Origin of the sequence: Pseudomonas weihenstephanensis, assembly GCF_001043055.1 — a bacterium.
In the GTDB taxonomy this organism is placed as follows: Bacteria; Pseudomonadota; Gammaproteobacteria; order Pseudomonadales; family Pseudomonadaceae; genus Aquipseudomonas; species Aquipseudomonas weihenstephanensis.
Genome location: NZ_JYLF01000012.1, coordinates 1 through 16,799 on the forward strand (window position 1 = coordinate 1; position 16,799 = coordinate 16,799).

General features: G+C 59.9%; 13 protein-coding genes. 5 read left to right on the top strand and 8 right to left on the bottom strand.

The genetic code is table 11. From position 1 onward, the window contains the following. Window positions 1–4,085: beta strand repeat-containing protein (locus TU86_RS20700; RefSeq protein WP_048366193.1), on the top strand; the 4,085-nt coding region annotated here is incomplete at its 5' end. Between the two features lie 168 nt (window positions 4,086–4,253). Here TU86_RS20700 and TU86_RS20705 read toward each other — a convergent pair. Together TU86_RS20705 and TU86_RS20710 are read right to left on the bottom strand one after the other, a co-directional pair. Beyond that, window positions 4,254–4,652, bottom strand: a complete 399-nt coding sequence (locus tag TU86_RS20705; protein ID WP_162207813.1) for a YbaN family protein — start codon at window positions 4,650–4,652, stop codon at window positions 4,254–4,256. A 7-nt stretch (window positions 4,653–4,659) separates the two neighbouring features. Then, window positions 4,660–5,247 (bottom strand): UPF0149 family protein, encoded by a 588-nt coding sequence (locus tag TU86_RS20710; RefSeq protein ID WP_048366194.1) that lies wholly within the window; start codon window positions 5,245–5,247, stop codon window positions 4,660–4,662. A gap of 271 nt (window positions 5,248–5,518) precedes the next feature. Between TU86_RS20710 and recQ the strand changes: the two genes are divergently transcribed. Both recQ and TU86_RS20720 read left to right on the top strand, forming a co-directional pair. Continuing rightward, a complete protein-coding gene (gene recQ, locus TU86_RS20715; RefSeq protein WP_048366195.1) occupies window positions 5,519–7,648 on the top strand; it encodes a DNA helicase RecQ in 2,130 nt (709 codons plus the stop codon). A gap of 117 nt (window positions 7,649–7,765) precedes the next feature. Continuing rightward, window positions 7,766–8,200, top strand: coding sequence for a MarR family transcriptional regulator (locus tag TU86_RS20720; RefSeq protein WP_048366196.1), 435 nt, complete (start codon window positions 7,766–7,768; stop codon window positions 8,198–8,200). A 49-nt stretch (window positions 8,201–8,249) separates the two neighbouring features. On the opposite strand, the gene TU86_RS20725 is transcribed toward TU86_RS20720, so the two are convergent. Then, the gene (locus TU86_RS20725) at window positions 8,250–10,433 is read right to left on the bottom strand and encodes a patatin-like phospholipase family protein (protein ID WP_048366197.1); all 2,184 of its coding nucleotides are present in this window, start codon (window positions 10,431–10,433) and stop codon (window positions 8,250–8,252) included. A gap of 71 nt (window positions 10,434–10,504) precedes the next feature. Here TU86_RS20725 and TU86_RS20730 point away from each other — a divergent pair, with 71 nt between their 5' ends. After that, entirely contained in the window at window positions 10,505–10,792 is a 288-nt protein-coding gene (locus TU86_RS20730; protein ID WP_048366198.1) for an Rdx family protein, read from the top strand. Here TU86_RS20730 and TU86_RS20735 read toward each other — a convergent pair. The 3 genes from TU86_RS20735 to TU86_RS20745 all read right to left on the bottom strand — a co-directional run bounded on the left by TU86_RS20735 (window position 10,786) and on the right by TU86_RS20745 (window position 14,069). Then, on the bottom strand, window positions 10,786–11,676 hold the full coding sequence (locus tag TU86_RS20735; RefSeq protein ID WP_048366199.1) for a DMT family transporter: 891 nt from the start codon (window positions 11,674–11,676) through the stop codon (window positions 10,786–10,788). The genes TU86_RS20730 and TU86_RS20735 overlap by 7 nt on opposite strands. Before the next feature lie 76 nt (window positions 11,677–11,752). After that, window positions 11,753–12,505, bottom strand: coding sequence for a helix-turn-helix transcriptional regulator (locus tag TU86_RS20740; RefSeq protein WP_048366200.1), 753 nt, complete (start codon window positions 12,503–12,505; stop codon window positions 11,753–11,755). 109 nt (window positions 12,506–12,614) lie between these two features. Further along, the gene (locus TU86_RS20745) at window positions 12,615–14,069 is read right to left on the bottom strand and encodes a TrkH family potassium uptake protein (RefSeq protein WP_048366201.1); all 1,455 of its coding nucleotides are present in this window, start codon (window positions 14,067–14,069) and stop codon (window positions 12,615–12,617) included. Window positions 14,070–14,188: 119 nt separating this feature from the next. On the opposite strand from TU86_RS20745, the gene TU86_RS20750 reads away from it, so the two are divergent. Further along, on the top strand, window positions 14,189–14,749 hold the full coding sequence (locus tag TU86_RS20750; protein ID WP_048366202.1) for an NAD(P)H nitroreductase: 561 nt from the start codon (window positions 14,189–14,191) through the stop codon (window positions 14,747–14,749). 80 nt (window positions 14,750–14,829) lie between these two features. Here TU86_RS20750 and TU86_RS20755 read toward each other — a convergent pair whose 3' ends face one another. Both TU86_RS20755 and TU86_RS20760 read right to left on the bottom strand, forming a co-directional pair. After that, on the bottom strand, window positions 14,830–16,164 hold the full coding sequence (locus tag TU86_RS20755; RefSeq protein WP_048366203.1) for a sensor histidine kinase: 1,335 nt from the start codon (window positions 16,162–16,164) through the stop codon (window positions 14,830–14,832). 79 nt (window positions 16,165–16,243) lie between these two features. Beyond that, complete coding sequence (locus TU86_RS20760; RefSeq protein ID WP_048366204.1) at window positions 16,244–16,675, bottom strand: Spy/CpxP family protein refolding chaperone; 432 nt, start codon at window positions 16,673–16,675, stop codon at window positions 16,244–16,246. Window positions 16,676–16,799 lie beyond the last annotated feature (124 nt).

A 16,799-nucleotide genomic window follows, 5' to 3' on the forward strand; every position in this document is an offset into this window, starting at 1 on the left:
CGCCAAAAACCACACCGGGTGCCGATAACGGCGCCAATGTGATTGATGGCCAAGAAAGTTTCACCTACCAAGCCACCGACGCACTGGGCAACACCACCACCGGCACGATCAAAATCAGCATCGTCGACGATGTGCCGCAGGCCACCAACGACACTGGCACCCTGATCGAAGGCGGCACCTCGACCCTCAACGTACTGGCCAACGACATCCTCGGCGCAGACGGCGGGGCGGCAGGCGGCGCAGTAGTGGCCATCAAAGCAGGCAGCAACGCAGCAGTCACCGTCACCAGCGGCGGTAGCACGGTGATCAACGGCACCTACGGCACCCTGACCATCTCGGCGGATGGCACGGCGGTGTACAAAGGCACACCGAATCTGGTGACGACGCCGACCGCCACCGACACCTTTACCTACACCATTCGCGATGGCGACGGTGACCAAAGCACCGCCACGGTGACCTTCACCCTGACCGACAGCGGCCTGAAAGTGGTCAGCGATGCGCAGGCTACCGTGTTCGAAAACGCGCTGGATTTGGTCAAAGATGGCGCCGATCTGGCGCAGGGCACCGTCATTGGCAGCACCCCGGCATCAACCGCTGAAACCGTGACCGGCAACCTGACGGCCAACACTTCGGGCGGTTCGGGTGCTGTGACGTTTGCCTTGCTCGGCAGCACCACGGGTGCCTATGGCCAAATCCAACTGAATGCCAACGGCCAATACACCTACACCCTGACCTCGGCGCCAAAAACCACGCCGGGTGCCGATAACGGCGCCAACACCGTGGCCGGTCTGGAGAACTTCACCTACCAGGCCACCGATGCACTGGGCAACACCACCACCGGCACGATCAAAATCAGCATCGTCGATGATGTACCGCAGGCCACCAACGACACTGGCACCCTGATCGAAGGCGGCACCTCGACCCTTAACGTACTGGCCAACGACATCCTCGGCGCAGACGGCGGGGCGGCAGGCGGCGCAGTAGTGGCGATTAAAGCCGGTAGCAACGCGGCGGTGACCGTGACCAGTGGTGGCAGCACGGTGATCAACGGCACCTACGGCACCCTGACCATCTCGGCAGATGGCACGGCGGTGTACAAAGGCACACCAAACCTGGTGACCACACCGACCGCCACTGACACCTTTACCTACACCATCCGCGACGGCGACGGCGATCAAAGCACCGCCACGGTGACGTTCAATTTGACGGACAGTGGACTAAAAGTAACCAGTGCGTCACAGACGACCGTCTTTGAAAATGCGCTGGATTTGGTCAAAGATGGCGCCGACCTGGCGCAAGGCACGGTGACGGGCAGCACGCCTGCGTCAACGGCAGAAACGGCTACCGGTGATTTGACGACCACCACCACCGGTGGCGTAGGGCCATTGACCTTCACCTTGCAGGGCAGTACCACGGGCACTTATGGCGTATTGCAACTCGGCAGCGATGGTAAATACACCTACACCCTGACCTCGGCCCCGAAAACCACGCCCAATGCCAATGACGGTCCCAACACGGTTGTGGGCGAAACGTTTAACTATCAGGCCAAAGACTCACTGGGCAACACCACCACCGGTACGATCCAGATCAACATCGTTGATGACGTGCCCAAAGCCGTCGCCGCCGAACGTTCGGTGACCACGGTCAAGGTGGATTCAAACCTGTTGCTGACCATTGACGTGTCCGGGAGCATGGGCGATCCGTCCGGTGTGCCGGGCTTGAACCGTTTGCAACTGGCCAAGCAAGCCATTAACGCGCTATTGGATAAATACGCAGGCATGGGCGATGTGATGGTGCAAGTCGTAGCCTTCAGCAGCTCGGCGACGGATGTCAGCGGTGGCTGGGTAACCGTGGCGCAGGCCAAGGCATTTGTGGCCTCGCTAAGCGCTGGCGGGGGCACTAACTATGATGCCGCCGTGGCAACCTCGCAGACGGCCTTCAATATGGGCGGCAAGCTGACAGGTGCGCAAAACGTCGGGTATTTCTTCTCTGATGGTGCGCCGACGGCAGGGCAGAACATCAGTGCCAGCGATGAAGTGGCCTTGAAAGCTTTCCTGGATGCCAACAGCATCAAAAACTACGCCATCGGCCTGGGCACCGGGGTCAGCAACGCCAACCTCAACCCGCTGGCGTATGACGGCAGCACCCACACCGACACCAACGCGGTGGTGGTAACGGATCTGTCGCAACTCAACTCGGTGTTGGCAGGCACCGTGATTGCACCGACGGTGACCGGCACGTTGCTGGAAGGCGGCTCATTTGGCGCCGACGGTGGTTTTATCAAGTCGATCACGGTGGACGGCGCCACCTACACCTATGATCCCAAAGCCAGCAATGGTGCGGGCGGGCTGACGTTTACGGGTACGGTGAACCACGGGACGTTCAATACGGTCGACAACACCCTGACCATCGCCACCAACAGTGGCGCCAATCTGGTGATTAACCTGGACACTGGCGCGTACTCTTACACGCCGCAAACTGTCGCGGCGACGCCGTTCAACGAAACCATCGGTTTTGTGGTCAGCGACAATGATGGCGATCTGGCAGGTTCCAGCGTGGTCATTCATGTCAATCCAAACGTCGCCCCCGTGGCGGGCAATGACAACATCATCACCAACATTCTGGCGCCGACGATTGCGGTGCCCGGTGATGTGTTGCTGGCCAATGACACAGACGCTAATGGTGATCCTTTGTCGGCAACACCTACCACGTTCACCACGCTGTGGGGCGCGAAGGGGGCAGGATTCACCAGCACCACGGGCACATTGCCTACAGGCACGTTCAACGCAACGGCGAATGCGCTGGCCAACCAGCAACTGACCGTTGATCGTTCGTCCTTCAAGATCAACACCAGCACCATGACCGCCGCGTTGTTGGTGAGCGGTTATTTGGGGGCCGTCACCAATGCGGCCGCTAACCCCAATGCCGAGGACGTGATCAGCGTCAGCCTCAAACAGGGCGAGACGCTCAATCTGGACCACAACCTGTTGGCTGGCAGGATTGGCATGGAGTACTCGTTCAACGGCGGTGCCTACACGGCCATCGCAGACGGCGGGACGTTTACCGCAGGGCAAACTGGCACTTATCAAATCCACATCACGAACATAACCAACCCTGATAACAGTAATGCGGCTGAAACCTACAACCTGAACATGACCATTGGTTACGGCAACACCACCGTGTCGCCGAACTTTTCGGGCAGTTACATCGCCAGCGATTCCCACGGTGGCAGTGACAGCGGGGGTGTAACGCTCACGTATCAAGCCGGGACATCATTGACCGGCACGGCGGGGGATGACGTGATGCTGGTGGCTGCCGGCAATAACACGGTGCATGGCGGCGACGGCAATGACGTGCTGTCAGGGACCACCGGCAACAACAACTTCTATGGCGATGCGGGCAATGACCTGTTGTTCAGCGGCTCGGGCAACGACCTGCTCGATGGCGGAACGGGCAATGACACTGCCAGTTATGCCCATTCGGCGGCCGGGGTCACGGTCACGCTGGCAAGCACGGCGCAGCAAAACACCGTCGGCGCGGGACTGGATACGCTGGTGTCGATCGAAAACCTGACCGGCTCCAACTTCAATGACGTACTGACGGGCGATGGCAATGCCAACGTGATCAATGGTGGCCTGGGTAACGACACCCTCAACGGCGGCGGCGGTGACGACATTCTGATTGGCGGGATGGGCAACAACACCCTGACCGGCGGCGCGGGTAATGACACCTTCCTTTACCAGCAAGGCAACACGGGGCGTGACACCGTGACCGACTTCACGTTTGGCTCGGACAAACTCGACCTGTCGCAATTGTTGCAAGGCGAGAATGCTACGGCCGCCTCGCTGGATGATTACCTGCACTTCAAAGTGACGGGGTCTGGAGCCACGTTGGTGAGCAGCATCGACATCAGCGCGGTCGCCGGAGCCACGCCGACCCAGACCATTGATCTGGCCGGGGTCAATCTGGCGACTCAGTACGGGGTCACACCGGGTGCGGGCGGGCTTATAGCGGGTGGGGCCGATACGGCCACCATCATCAACGGCATGCTCAATGATCATTCGTTGAAGGTGGACACGGTGTAATCGGCTACGCAGCTGCTAGGAGGTGGCGAGCCTGCGCTGCCGTTGGCGCAGGCGACGTGCGATTGCGCGGCGATCGTAAAAGCGGGTAATTGCGTGTTGCCAGAATGTCGCGAACCCAGGCGCTACGACGCCGTTGTCGCCTGCGGCAGTGGTTACGGGGTTTACAGCTCAGGGCTTTTCGAGGGTCTTTTGCCGAAGGATGTAAAGGCTCACCAGCACGGCACTGATCAGCATAAACCCGCGTGCCCACGGTAATGGCACCAGGTAACACGACACGCCAATGCTCAACCACATCAAGCCGATGGCGTAGACCTTGCCCTTGAGGGGGATGCCGTTGCCGTCCAGATAGTCGCGAATCCACGGCCCCAGGCGCGGGTGTTCAACCAGCCACTGATAAAAACGCGGCGAGCTGCGGGCAAAACAGGCGGCGGCCAATAGCAGAAAGGGTGTGGTGGGTAAAACGGGAAGGAAGATACCGATAACCCCCAGCGCTACACTCAGCCAGCCGATGGCGAACAGTGTGTAGCGCAGCAACCGGGGCCGGTTGCCGGGTAAGGGGTTAGTCACTGAACACTCAGTGATGGCGAGGCTTGAGAATCGCCGGTTTTTCGTCAGGTGCCTGGCACAGCAGATACAGAGCGGTCAGGGCTTCGGGGATTTGTACGATCATGTCGTCCATCAGGTTGGCATCTTTGGCGATGTCTTCGAATTCGGGCTGGTCATCGAACAGACCCGAACCGACCATGACGGGCAGCAGCATTTCGCTGACTTCGTCTTCGGCGGTTTCGAACCAGGCGGCTTCGCGCATAAACACGCCTTCCATGAACCCGATGCACCAGCCGCGCAAATCGGAGTCATCCGGTTCGTCGCCCAGGTCCAGATCACACGGCAGCTCGAACTCTTCGTCGGACGCCAGTTGGCGTGCGATGTGAGCTTTAAGTTGAATCAGTGTTTCTTCGATCTCTTTGCGTTGAGCGTCGTCAGCGTAGTGCGGCGGCTCGGAGAAGATCGCATCGATCCATTCACGCTCAGGCACTTGTTCGGAACAGATGGACAGGGCGGTCAGAAAACCGTGGGTGGCCACGTAGTCCAGCGCCTCGTCATGCAGTTCGTCAGCGTCGAGGAAGACTTGCAGGCGGGTTAGTTGCTCAGCGAAGGACATTAAGGACTACCTAGAAAATATACGATGCCGAATTCTAGGCTTTCTTGAGGCTACAGGCCAGCCGCAGGGTGCATTTGCCATCACTTCCCGGTGATCGGTCATGCAATCACAAGGCCCTGCGCAACAGAACGCTCGGGTATACTGCCGCGTTTTGTGATGCCCTGCGCTTAATGCAGCGGGTCCTGCGCCCTGCGCCCGAGCCTTTAACCAGGCTTGAGGCCGCGCCGGATACCGCCTGCGCAGGGGTGTTTCGGCGATTTCTGGAGTTTCTATGCTCGAACAGGCTCAACGCGTACTCAAAGACATCTTCGGCTACGACAGTTTCCGTGGCCGCCAGGGTGACATTATTGAGCGCGTGGCCAAGGGTGGCGACGCTTTGGTGCTGATGCCCACGGGCGGTGGCAAGTCCTTGTGCTTCCAGGTGCCTGCGCTGCTGCGTGACGGCCTGACGGTGGTGGTGTCGCCCTTGATCGCCTTGATGGATGATCAGGTGGCAACGCTTGAGGAGCTGGGGGTGGCCGCCGCCGCGCTGAACTCCACGCTCAGTGCCGACCAGCAACGCGAGCTGGCTAACCGGATCAAGCGCGGCGAAGTGAAAATGCTCTACCTGGCGCCCGAGCGTCTGGTACAGCCGCGCATGATGGCGTTTTTGCAGAGCCTGGACATCGCCCTGTTTGCCATTGACGAGGCGCATTGTGTGTCGCAGTGGGGCCATGATTTCCGCCCCGAATACCTGCAACTGGGGCAGTTGGCCGAGATGTTCCCCCATGTGCCGCGCATTGCCCTGACCGCCACTGCCGACAAGCGTACCCGCGAAGAAATCGTCACCCGCTTGCACCTGCAAAACGCCGAACGTTTTTTGTCGAGCTTTGACCGGCCCAATATTTTTTACCGCATCGTGCCTAAAGAGCAGCCGCGCAAGCAATTGCTGGCGTTTCTTTCGGAGCGGCGCAGCGATGCGGGCATCGTCTATTGCCTGTCGCGCAAAAAAGTCGACGAAGTGGCCAAGTTCCTCTGCGATCAGGGCTTCCCGGCCTTGCCGTATCACGCAGGCTTGCCGAGCGAAACCCGGGCCGCCAACCAGAAGCGCTTCCTCAACGAGGAAGGGCTGATTATGGTTGCCACCATCGCCTTCGGCATGGGCATCGACAAATCCAACGTGCGTTTCGTGGCACACCTGGACCTGCCTAAATCCCTTGAGGCCTATTACCAGGAAACCGGCCGCGCAGGGCGTGATGGCTTACCGGCGGACGCGTGGATGGCCTACGGCCTGCAAGACGTGGTGATGCTCAAGCAAATGCTGCAAAACTCCGAAGGTGACGAGCGCCACAAGCGTCTTGAGCATCACAAGCTCGACGCCATGTTGTCCTTGTGCGAAGAAACCCGCTGCCGCCGTCAGACCCTGCTGGCCTACTTTGATGAAGAGATGCCGCAACCGTGTGGCCATTGCGATAACTGTGTCGATGGTGTGCAAACCTGGGACGCCACCGAGCCTGCGCGTCAGGCGTTGTCGGCTATCTATCGCACCGGCCAGCGCTATGGCACGGGGCATTTGATCGATGTGTTGTTAGGGCGCGACAACGAAAAGGTGCGCAGTTTTGGGCATCAGCATTTATCTGTGTTTGGTGTGGGTAAAGACCGCGCAGAAGGTGAGTGGCGCACATTGTTCCGGCAATTGGTGGCGCGCGGTCTGGCGGATATTGATATCGAGGGCTACGGCGGTTTGCGCCTGAGCGACAGCTGCCGCCCCCTGCTGCGCGGTGAAGTGACCCTTGAACTGCGCCGTGAGCTCAAGCCACAAACCACGGTCAAAAGCAGTTCTGCCAGCCCGGCCAGCCAATTGGTGCGCGGCGAAGAGCGCGAGCAGTGGGAGGCGCTGCGTGCGCTGCGGCGCAAACTGGCCGAAGAGCATGGGGTGCCGCCTTACGTCATCTTCCCCGATTCAACGTTGCTTGAAATGCTGCGCAGCCAGCCGACATCGTTGTCGGACATGGCCAAGGTCAGCGGCATTGGCGCACGCAAACTGGAACGTTATGGCGAGGCGTTCCTTGAAGTGCTGGGCGGTCAGGCTGAGACCCCCAAAGTGGTGGCCGACATTCGTCACGAGTTGATCAGCCTGGCCCGTGCAGGTATGACGCCCATGCAAATTGCCGGTCAATTGCAATGCTCGGAAAAAAATGTGTACACGATGCTGGCCGAAGCCATTGGTCGTCAGGAACTGTCGCTGGAACAAGCGCTGGACTTGCCCGAAGAGCTGATGGAAGAAGTGCAGGATGCCTTCCTTGATGGCGAAGGCGAGCTGCCGAGCGTGGCCAGCATCGCCGAGCAATTCAAGGGGCGTGTACCAGAAGGTGTGCTGTATTGCGTGCGCGCTGCACTGCAATCGGAGTTCGAAATTTAAACGAAATGGCGATATGTAACGTTTCAGTGACTTTAGGGTCTTGCCTATTGACAAACTCCATGCTTAGCTGGCTAACAATTCCTATCACTCTATTTCAGTCTAATCATTGAGTTTTTTATGCCTTTAACCGATCAACACCGTTTCGGTATGCAATTGGCCCAAATGTCGCGGGGTTGGCGGGCTGAGCTGGATCGGCGCCTTGCTGGTTTGGGTCTGTCGCAGGCGCGGTGGCTGGTGCTGCTGCACCTGGCCCGTTTTGACGAGGCGCCCACTCAGCGCGAACTGGCACAAAGCGTCGGGGTAGAAGGGCCAACGCTTGCGCGCTTACTCGACAGCCTTGAGGCGCAGGGGCTGGTTCAGCGTCATGCAGTGGTTGAAGACCGCCGTGCGAAAAAAATCATCCTGAGTGAAACCGCGCGTCCATTGATCGCACAAATTGAAGCGATTGCCACGTCCCTGCGCCAGGAATTGTTTGTGGGCATTACCGAAGAAGAACAGCGCATCTGCATGCGCGTTCACAAGCGGATTCTGGACAACCTCGAAAAAAACTGAGGCTCCCTGTTTCGTAGGCGCTCGCGCAGGCTGCGCCTACTGTGGGAGGTCAGAATGTCTGGCCCAAATTCAGATACAGCGCCTTTTGATCATCATCGTTAAAGCCATAGCTGAAGTTGAGCGGGCCCAGGGGTGTGTCGAATCCAATGAAAATACTGGCCGCATTGATGTAGCCGCTGTCGAACTCGTTGTTGTTGTTCCAGGCGCGCCCGCGCTCAAGGGAGGCACCGGCATACAGCGGGAAGTCGAACGGCAAGTACGAGCGGGGGGTCAGGCGACGGTAATACACCGCGCGCATCAAACTGATGTTTTGCCCGGAGATGGCGTCTTGGCGGAACCCTGACAGTTGGCGCGCACCCCCCAGCAAGAAACTTGACGTCACGACCTCGGCCTTGTCCAGCGTACGGCCGTATCGCCCGCCTAAAATCCAGGTGTTTGGCCCGGCACTCAGCGCCTTGTCCAAGTGGAATTCCCATTGGCGGTAGCGATCATCAGAACCCAGCCCCGGCTCGAATTGCCGCACGCTGAGGCTGATGTCTTCACCTTCGTGGGGGAAATACACGTTATCCAGTGAGTCAAACGAGTACTTAATGTCATAAAAAGCCTCGTTGAAACTGGTGCTGGGCAAGTCGCGTTCGCCAATTCTGACGTCTGCCTTGCCCCATGCCTCGCCCACACCAAGACGAATCTCGCCGCTATTGCCGATCTGTCGGCCCAGGTTCAAGCCAAAGCCGTAGCGTTCCAGTCGATATTCGGCAATCGGGTCATTGTCGAGAATGGCTTCGACGTTCTGCGACTGAGCATGCAGGTAAGGCGCGATAAAGTAGCGCGAACCCGCGTCCAGCGGCTGATAGAACTCACTGTACAACTCTTGTTGATCGCCGATTTGCACCCGCGTCAGCCATTCTGCGCCCAGTGTATTAATGCCGTTGACCCGGTAACTGGCGCCGATGTTGAAAGCGCTGTCGCCGCGCATGTCGTCAGACAAGTTCAACCCAAGCCGCAGGTAATCGGTACCGCTGCGCTTGCCACGGGCACTGATCACCAGGGTTCGATCATTGCCTTTATGCACCACGCGGTATTGCACCTGCTCGAAGTAGTCCAGGCCGTACAGCGTGCCCATGTCGCGCTGCAAGCGTCCCAGGTCCAGCGGTTCACCCACCGGTTGGCGAATGTAATAGCGAATGACCGAGTCACCGATTTTTGAGTCGTTTTCAATTCTAATCGCCGTGATCACAGGGGTGCGCTCCTCGGGTGAGCGTGCTGCATTGAGCTGTGCATCTGACGGCTGGCGCAGGCTGCTCAAGCGATTGGCGAGGATCTGCGTGGCGCGGTAGCCTGCGTCGATGATTTCTTGCGAGCGGCCAAAGTCTGTGACGCCATAGCTGGCCAGCGCGGGCTGGATCAGCACGTCATCGGGCTTCAAGGAGGCCAGTTGCACTTCGGAGTTGCTGCGCGTCATGAGGGTGATGGACTGGTTGAGGATGTCGAACACGGTATTGAGCTGCTTGCGGCCGCGCAGCGGGGTGCCGATGTCGACCACAATGACCATGTCGACGCCCATTTCGCGGGCAACATCCACCGGAATGTTGTCGACCATGCCGCCGTCGACCAGCAACTGGCCGTTGATTTCCACGGGGGCAAATACGGCGGGGATCGACATGCTGGCGCGGATCACTTGCGGCAGATGCCCTTTGCGAAACACGACTTTTTCGCCGCTGACAATGTCGGTGGCTACTGCACGAAACGGGACCGGTAGCTTGTCGAAATCACGTACATCGCTGCTGTGCGCCAGCAGGCTTTCGAGCAACAACGACAGGTTTTGCCCCTGAATCACCCCCAATGGCAGGCCGAGGCTGCCGTCGTCGCGAAAGCTCAACTTTTGTTTGACCAGAAAATCACGGTCGTCCTGTTTACGCCTGAAGGGCACGTCTTCACGAGCAGGCGCATCGGACAACGCCTCTTGCCAATCGATGCCGAGGGCGAGTTTTTCCAGTTCGTCGATTTTGTAGCCCGAGGCATACAGCCCGCCAATCACCGCGCCCATGCTGGTGCCCGCGATGGCATCAATGTGAACGCCTTGCTCCTCCAATGCTTTGAGCACGCCGACGTGGGCCAGGCCGCGGGCAGCGCCACCCGACAGCACAAGGCCGATTTTTGGCTGCGGTGTTTGGGCTGCAAACAGCATCAGCGGGCACAGGCAAAGCAGTAGACAACAAAGCAGGCGGCGCATCTTGAATCTCTGGGCAAGCGACAAAGGCGGCTATTATAGCGGCGCCTTTCTCTTCAAGAGCTTTTGAAATCATGTCAGTCAGTAAGCCACACATTGTCATCACCTATTGCACCCAATGCCAGTGGCTGTTGCGCGCCGCTTGGCTGGCTCAGGAACTGCTCAGTACCTTCGCCGATGACCTGGGGCGCGTGGCGCTGGAGCCAGGAACAGGCGGGGTGTTTCGCATTACCTGTGACGAGGTGCAGATCTGGGAGCGTAAGGCCGATGGCGGCTTCCCGGAGGCCAAAGTGCTCAAGCAGCGCGTGCGTGACCAGATTGACCCCCAGCGCGACCTTGGGCATAACGACCGGGTTCAGTGAGCGGCGTCCAGCGCCGGTTTAACCGGTGAAGCGCCGCGGGCCATACGGCTTGACGCCACAATCGCGACGATGATCAGCGCGCCGCCCAGCAGCATGCGCAGCGTCGGGGTTTCGTGAAACAACAGCCACGCCAGGGTGATGCCATACACCGGCTCCAGGGCGAAGACGACCGCCGCCGTGCGGGCTTTGATCACCGCGAGGCTGGCGACGAACAGGCTGTGCGCGACGCCGGTGCACAGCACGCCAAGCAGGCCGATCCAGACCCAATCGAGCGGGCGCACGCTGCTGATCTGCGGCGCAGCGAAGGGCAACAGGCACAGCGCAACCACAGCGTTTTGCCACATGGCAGCCTGCACGGCGGGGACTCGTCCTGCGTTGGCGCGGTTATTGAGAGACAACAGGGAAAAGGTCAGGCCACTGGCAATCGCCCACAGCAGCCCTTCGGTGGCCTGGCTCGCCAGATCAAAGGTCGGGGTAACCAGAATCAGGCCGACGCTGACGAGCACCACCAGCATGATTTCGTTGAGGCGGATGCGTTCGCGAAAGATCAGCCCTTCAAGCAGCACGGTAAACGCCGGAAAACTGGCAAAGCCCAACGTTGCGATCGCCACGCCGGCGACTTTAACTGCGATGAAAAAGCTCACCCAATGCCCGGCCAGCAGCAAGCCGCTGACCAGCAGGCTGCGCACATCGCGCCGGTTCAACGCATGCCAGGGCGAACGGCGGGACACGGCGGCAAAGCAGGCGAGCGCAATGACCGCAAAACCTGCGCGGCCAAACACAATCACACTGGCTGAAGCTGCCGCGAGCTTGCCGAACACGCCGGTCAGGCCAAACAGTAAGGCGCCGATATGCAGGGCGCCCAAGGCGTTACGCGCAGTCATTGCAGTCCTTGGGGTGAGTCAGTCTGGCGTGCAGTCTAAGGCGTTCGGCGAGGCGCTGTCTGTCGCCAAACGGGCCTCAGTTGTCGCCAGACTCGCGGCGCAACACGCTGGGTGATGCACCGAACTCGCGCAACATGGCCGCCGAAAACGCGCTTTGCGAGGCGTAGCCAACGCGGCTGGCGATTTCGCCTACCGCGAGCGTGGTGTGACGCAACAGGTTCAAGGCGCTACGCAAACGGCGTTGGCGGATGTAGTCCATCGGCGTTTGGCCGCACTCGCTGAGAAAGCGACTGTGCAAGCGAGCGCAGGACAGGTCGGCAACGCGCGCCAGGTCGGCGACTTGCACAGGGTAGGCGGCGTGCTGGTCGATGTAGGTATCGAACTGAGGGAAGGGCAGGCGTTTACGCGGTACGGCTTGAGGGGTATTCAAGCTGGCCAGCAGCAGGATTGCCCCTTGCTGATCGATCAGCGGATCGGTCGCCGGGCTGGCCGCGAGCCAATCGACCAACTGGTGCTGGCGCGGGTCGAGCCGATGCTGCCCGACGGTATTGAGCCATCGGCGGCTGTGCTCGGCGTGGGCGCCCAACGTTTGCCCCAACCAGTGTTCGCTCGGCACATCCAGCACCAGGCACTGGCTGCCCTGTGCGCTGGCGCAGGTATGGTGTGCGCCAGCGGGGATGACCATCAGTTGCTGTTGGCGCAACAGACTGGCGCGGCCTTCAACCTCGACGTCGAGCGAGCCGGATAAGTTGATCACCACCTGCGCGTGCTCATGGCTGTGAGCAATCACCTCATCACGGTAGTGGCGCAGCGAAAGGAGGTGGCTCATGGTGATGCCCTCACGTAGGCGCTGGCGAAAGCTGAGGCCTTTCGATTTGTACGTAAAATCAAAAGCGCCCAGCCTTCGGCGGCGGCTACAGGTTTAGCCCGTGTGTATCTCAGTGCCGCCAGAATGCCGGGATGCACAACACGAACACGGTAATAATTTCCAGCCGCCCCAGCAACATGCCCAGCGACAGGATCCACTTGGCAGCATCCGGCAGCGTCGAGAAGTTGCCGGAGGGGCCAATGGTTTCGCCCAATCCAGGCCCCACGCCCGACACGGTACTCGCCGCGCCGGTGAGGGCGGTCATCCAGTCCAGTCCCAGCAGCGACAACGCCAGCGCAATCACGCAAATGGTGATGGCGAAGAAGAACGAGAACGTCAGAATCGAGCGAACGATTTCTTCGTCAAGGCGATGGCCGTTGTACTTCTGCTTGATCACTGCCCGGGGGTGAATCAACTGGTTAAGGTTGGCCTTGAGCAGGATATAGGCGACCTGGAAGCGGAAGATTTTGATCCCGCCCGCCGTCGAGCCGGAGCAACCGCCAATAAAGCCCAGATAGAAAAACAGCATCAGTGAGAAGTTGCCCCAAAGGCTGTAATCCCCAAGGGCAAAACCGGTGGTAGTGACCACCGAGGTCACGTTCAGTGCGACATGGCGGAACGCATCCCACCACGCCATGTTGGTGGTCCACCACAGCCAGGCGCTGAGCACCAGCCAGGTCACCAGCAGCAGGCCGAGCAATCCTTGCACCTGCTGGTCTTTGATCAGCGCCTTGCGATGGCCGCGCAGGGTGGCCACGTACAGCGTAAAGGGCAGGCTGCCCATGATCATCACCGCGATGGCGACCCAGTGCACCGCCGGTTGTGACCACTTGGCCAGTGACTGGTCGGAGGTCGAGAACCCGCCCGTGGAGATGGCCGACATGGCGTGGTTGATGGCATCGAACACGCTCATGCCCGCCCACCAGAACGCCAGGCTGCCGAGGATGGTGATGCCGACATACGTCGCCACGATCAGGCGCGCCACCATGTGCGAGCGTGGCATGACTTTTTCGGAGCGGTCTGACGATTCGGTCTGGAACAGGCGCATGCCACCGATACGCAGCAAAGGCAAAATCGCCACCGCCATACCGATAAAGCCGATACCGCCGAGCCAGTGCAGCATGGAGCGCCACATCAAAATGCCGGGCGACATGGTGTCCAGCCCGCTCAAAACGGTGGAGCCGGTGGCGGTGATACCCGACATGCTTTCAAAAAAGGAGTCGGTGTAACTGATGTGTTGGGTGAGCAAAAACGGCAACGCGGCGAAAATACACACGATCACCCAGCTCGACACGGTCAGCAGGTACATGTCGCGTGGTCGCAGGTGCACTTGTTCCGGGCGACCGGGGAGCACCAGCGCAAGGCCCGCGACAAACGTGATCAGGCTGGCCCACAAAAAGGACGGCAGATCGCCCAGATGGTCGTAAATCACCAGCGTGAGCATGGGCACGGCCATGCTGATCGCCAACGTAATCAGGAAGATGCCGATTACAAAACCGATGATGCGTAGGGTCGGCAACGCCATGAAGTCAGCTCGGGCATGAAAGAGGGGCGCCATTCTACCTGTGGGCCGGGGTATGTAAACCGCCAAGCCTTCGGCAGATACCGTTAGAATAGCCGCACATTTTCTTCAGGAGGTGGCCAATGGAGGCTCTCGACGCTTTGCTCAACCGTGTTTCTGCCCCGCGTCTGGTTGAACCGGCCCCCACGAGGGAGCAACGTGAAGTACTTTTTGCAGCCGCCCTGCGCGCACCAGACCACGGGCAACTGCGGCCTTATCGTTTTTTGAGCATTGAAGGGCAGGCCCGCAACCAGTTGGGTGAAGTGCTCGCGCAGGCCGTGCAGGCCCAAGGCGGTGATGTCACCGAGGCCGCGCTGGACAAAGCCCGCGCCATGCCGTTGCGGGCGCCGTTGGTCGTGGTGGTGATTGCGCGTTTGCAGGAGCACTTCAAAGTGCCGAAATCCGAACAGCTCATTACGGCGGGTTGCGCAGCCCATGCCATTGAGCTGGCCGCGTATGCCCAAGGGATTGGCGCGGTGTGGCGCACCGGGGAGCTGTCCCATGCGCCACGGGTGACGGCCGCTCTGGGACTGCAAGCGGGTGAAGAGATTATTGCGTTCCTGTACTTGGGCACACCGCTCAAAGAAATGCGGGATGCGCCCAAAGTCGACAGCGCAGAGTTTGTACAGGTGTGGTCCGCCTGAGCCACGGCAGTCGGTCTCTGTGGGCGGTCAGGCATCGTGCAGGTAAATCCTCTTACACAGTGCACGGTGCTTTGCCCGCGTTAAAGATTGCCATCCGGGGTGAGAGGGAGTTCAAGCGCGGCAATAAAGCCACCGTCGGGATGATTGGCCAGTGTCAATCGTCCGCCATGACGCTCTGCCGCGCGCCGCGCAATGGCCAGCCCCAGGCCGTGGCCCGCAGCCGTCTGGCCGGGCGCCCGGAAAAACGGTTCGCCTAACTGCGCCAAATGCTCCTCGGCCGCACCCGGCCCGTGATCGCGCACGCTGAGGGTGATGTGCTCGCCTTCACGCTGTGCTGTGAGTTCAATCGGTTGACCCGGCGGGTTGAACCGTTGCGCGTTACGCAGCAGGTTGTCGACGGCGCGCTCAATCATGGTGGGCCAGCCACTGAGGGCCAGGCCCGGTTCTGCATTCAGCTGTACCGGCTGCTCGGGCGCGCTGAGTGAGGCGTCTTTTTGCAGGTTATTGAGCAGTGCATTGAGTTCAACGTGCTCGGCGCTCGCCTGGTCGGCATCGACCCGCGCCAGTGTCAGGATTTCACTGATCAAAGACTCCAATCGGTCACATTCACGGGTCAGGCGCGGCCAGAGCTTTTCACGCGCCTCGGGGCTGGCGCGTTCGGCCAGTGCCAGAGCGATGCGCAGACGGGCCAGGGGAGAACGCAGTTCGTGGGAGACATCGCGCAGCAACTGGCGTTGGCTGCTGATCAAGCTTTGCAAACGCGCGCCCATGCGGTTGAAGTCAGTGGCCAGCACGCCAAATTCATCCCGTCGGGAGGCCAGTCGCGCCAAGCTGTTTTGTTGATAGGTGGTTTGCCCCAGATCATGCACGGCCACGCGCAAGCGGCTTAGCGGGCGGGTAATCGACAGCGTCACCAGCAAACTGAACAGCGTCAACACCACCAGCGCAATGCCCAGCGCACTCAGTGGCCAGATCAGGCTTTGTCGGTGCCAGGCATCCAGCTCGGGGTGCGGGATGCGGTAAATCAGCAGGTAGGTGTCGGCCGTCTTGGGGCTGGTGTACTCCACGGTCAGGCGTCGCCACGGCAGCGTGTCTTGTCCTGGATGCTGGCGCGCCTCCCAGGCGGCAGCCCGGCGCGGAAAGGTGCCGCGCACCAGCGGGTCGCCACTTTCGTTAAGCACTTGCACGTCAATGTGGTAACGGCGTTTGCGCCGCTCCAGAAAATCTTGGGCAGCGTCCGCGCCCTGGGTTTCATAGCGTTCGGTCCATTGCTGGGCCAGGTTTGAAATACCCGGATGACGGCTCAGGATCCAGGCGTCCTGATTAAGCATGTGTCCGAGCAGTATCGACAGCCCTGCGACCAAGGCTATCGCCAGCCAAAAGCTGGCCAGAATGCGCCAAAACAGTGATCGCACGGCAAATCCTCACGCTAAATGGGTTCAAACGAGCAAAGCCCAACGGCTGGGGGGCCGTTGGGCTGGGTGAATGTGCAGATTATTGCGCTTTTGGCGCCTGCTGTGCTTTCCAGTCTTTGAACTCTTGCCATTCAGCTTTACGTTCGGCGCGTTGTTTTTGCATCTCGTCGAAGCGCTTTTGCTGTTCTGGCTTGAGCAGCGCACGAATGTCTTTCTGGGTTTTTTCGTGCTTGGCGGCGATTTCGTCTTTCAACGCTTTTTGATCAGCCGCGGGCAGTTTTTGCAGGTACTTGTCGACCAGCTGCTTGCGCTCGTGCATTTGTTCGCCCATCAGCTTGCCGATTTGTTGGCGCTGCTCGCGGGTCAAGTCCAGTTGGCTGTAAGGCGCGTCGCCGCGACCATGGTGCTCACCGCCGTGACGTGGACCCATTGGGCCATCGCCACCGGGCATGGCCATTGCGACGGTTGGCAGAGCAGCAGCAAACATCAAAGCAATAAGAGTCTTACGCATGGTGTGTCTCCTTGTAGTACGTTCCGGTGAATCCGGATGCGCCCAGTTTAGGGAGATCAAGGTCAAGCGCTGTCAATCAAGCGTAAAGCTTAGGTAAAGAGGGGCGTGGCGCGGCTTTACACAG

Bases quoted from the DNA above. Each gene is read 5' to 3' on its own strand.
- TU86_RS20745 (WP_048366201.1), bottom strand. From the start codon at position 14,069: ATGGCGTTGCCGACCCTACGCATCATCGGTTTTGTAATCGGCATCTTC.
- TU86_RS20710 (WP_048366194.1), bottom strand. From the start codon at position 5,247: ATGTCCTTCGCTGAGCAACTAACCCGCCTGCAAGTCTTCCTCGACGCT.
- TU86_RS20760 (WP_048366204.1), bottom strand. From the start codon at position 16,675: ATGCGTAAGACTCTTATTGCTTTGATGTTTGCTGCTGCTCTGCCAACC.
- TU86_RS20720 (WP_048366196.1), top strand. From the start codon at position 7,766: ATGCCTTTAACCGATCAACACCGTTTCGGTATGCAATTGGCCCAAATG.
- TU86_RS20725 (WP_048366197.1), bottom strand. From the start codon at position 10,433: ATGCGCCGCCTGCTTTGTTGTCTACTGCTTTGCCTGTGCCCGCTGATG.
- TU86_RS20735 (WP_048366199.1), bottom strand. From the start codon at position 11,676: ATGACTGCGCGTAACGCCTTGGGCGCCCTGCATATCGGCGCCTTACTG.
- TU86_RS20750 (WP_048366202.1), top strand. From the start codon at position 14,189: ATGGAGGCTCTCGACGCTTTGCTCAACCGTGTTTCTGCCCCGCGTCTG.
- TU86_RS20740 (WP_048366200.1), bottom strand. From the start codon at position 12,505: ATGAGCCACCTCCTTTCGCTGCGCCACTACCGTGATGAGGTGATTGCT.
- TU86_RS20730 (WP_048366198.1), top strand. From the start codon at position 10,505: ATGTCAGTCAGTAAGCCACACATTGTCATCACCTATTGCACCCAATGC.
- recQ (WP_048366195.1), top strand. From the start codon at position 5,519: ATGCTCGAACAGGCTCAACGCGTACTCAAAGACATCTTCGGCTACGAC.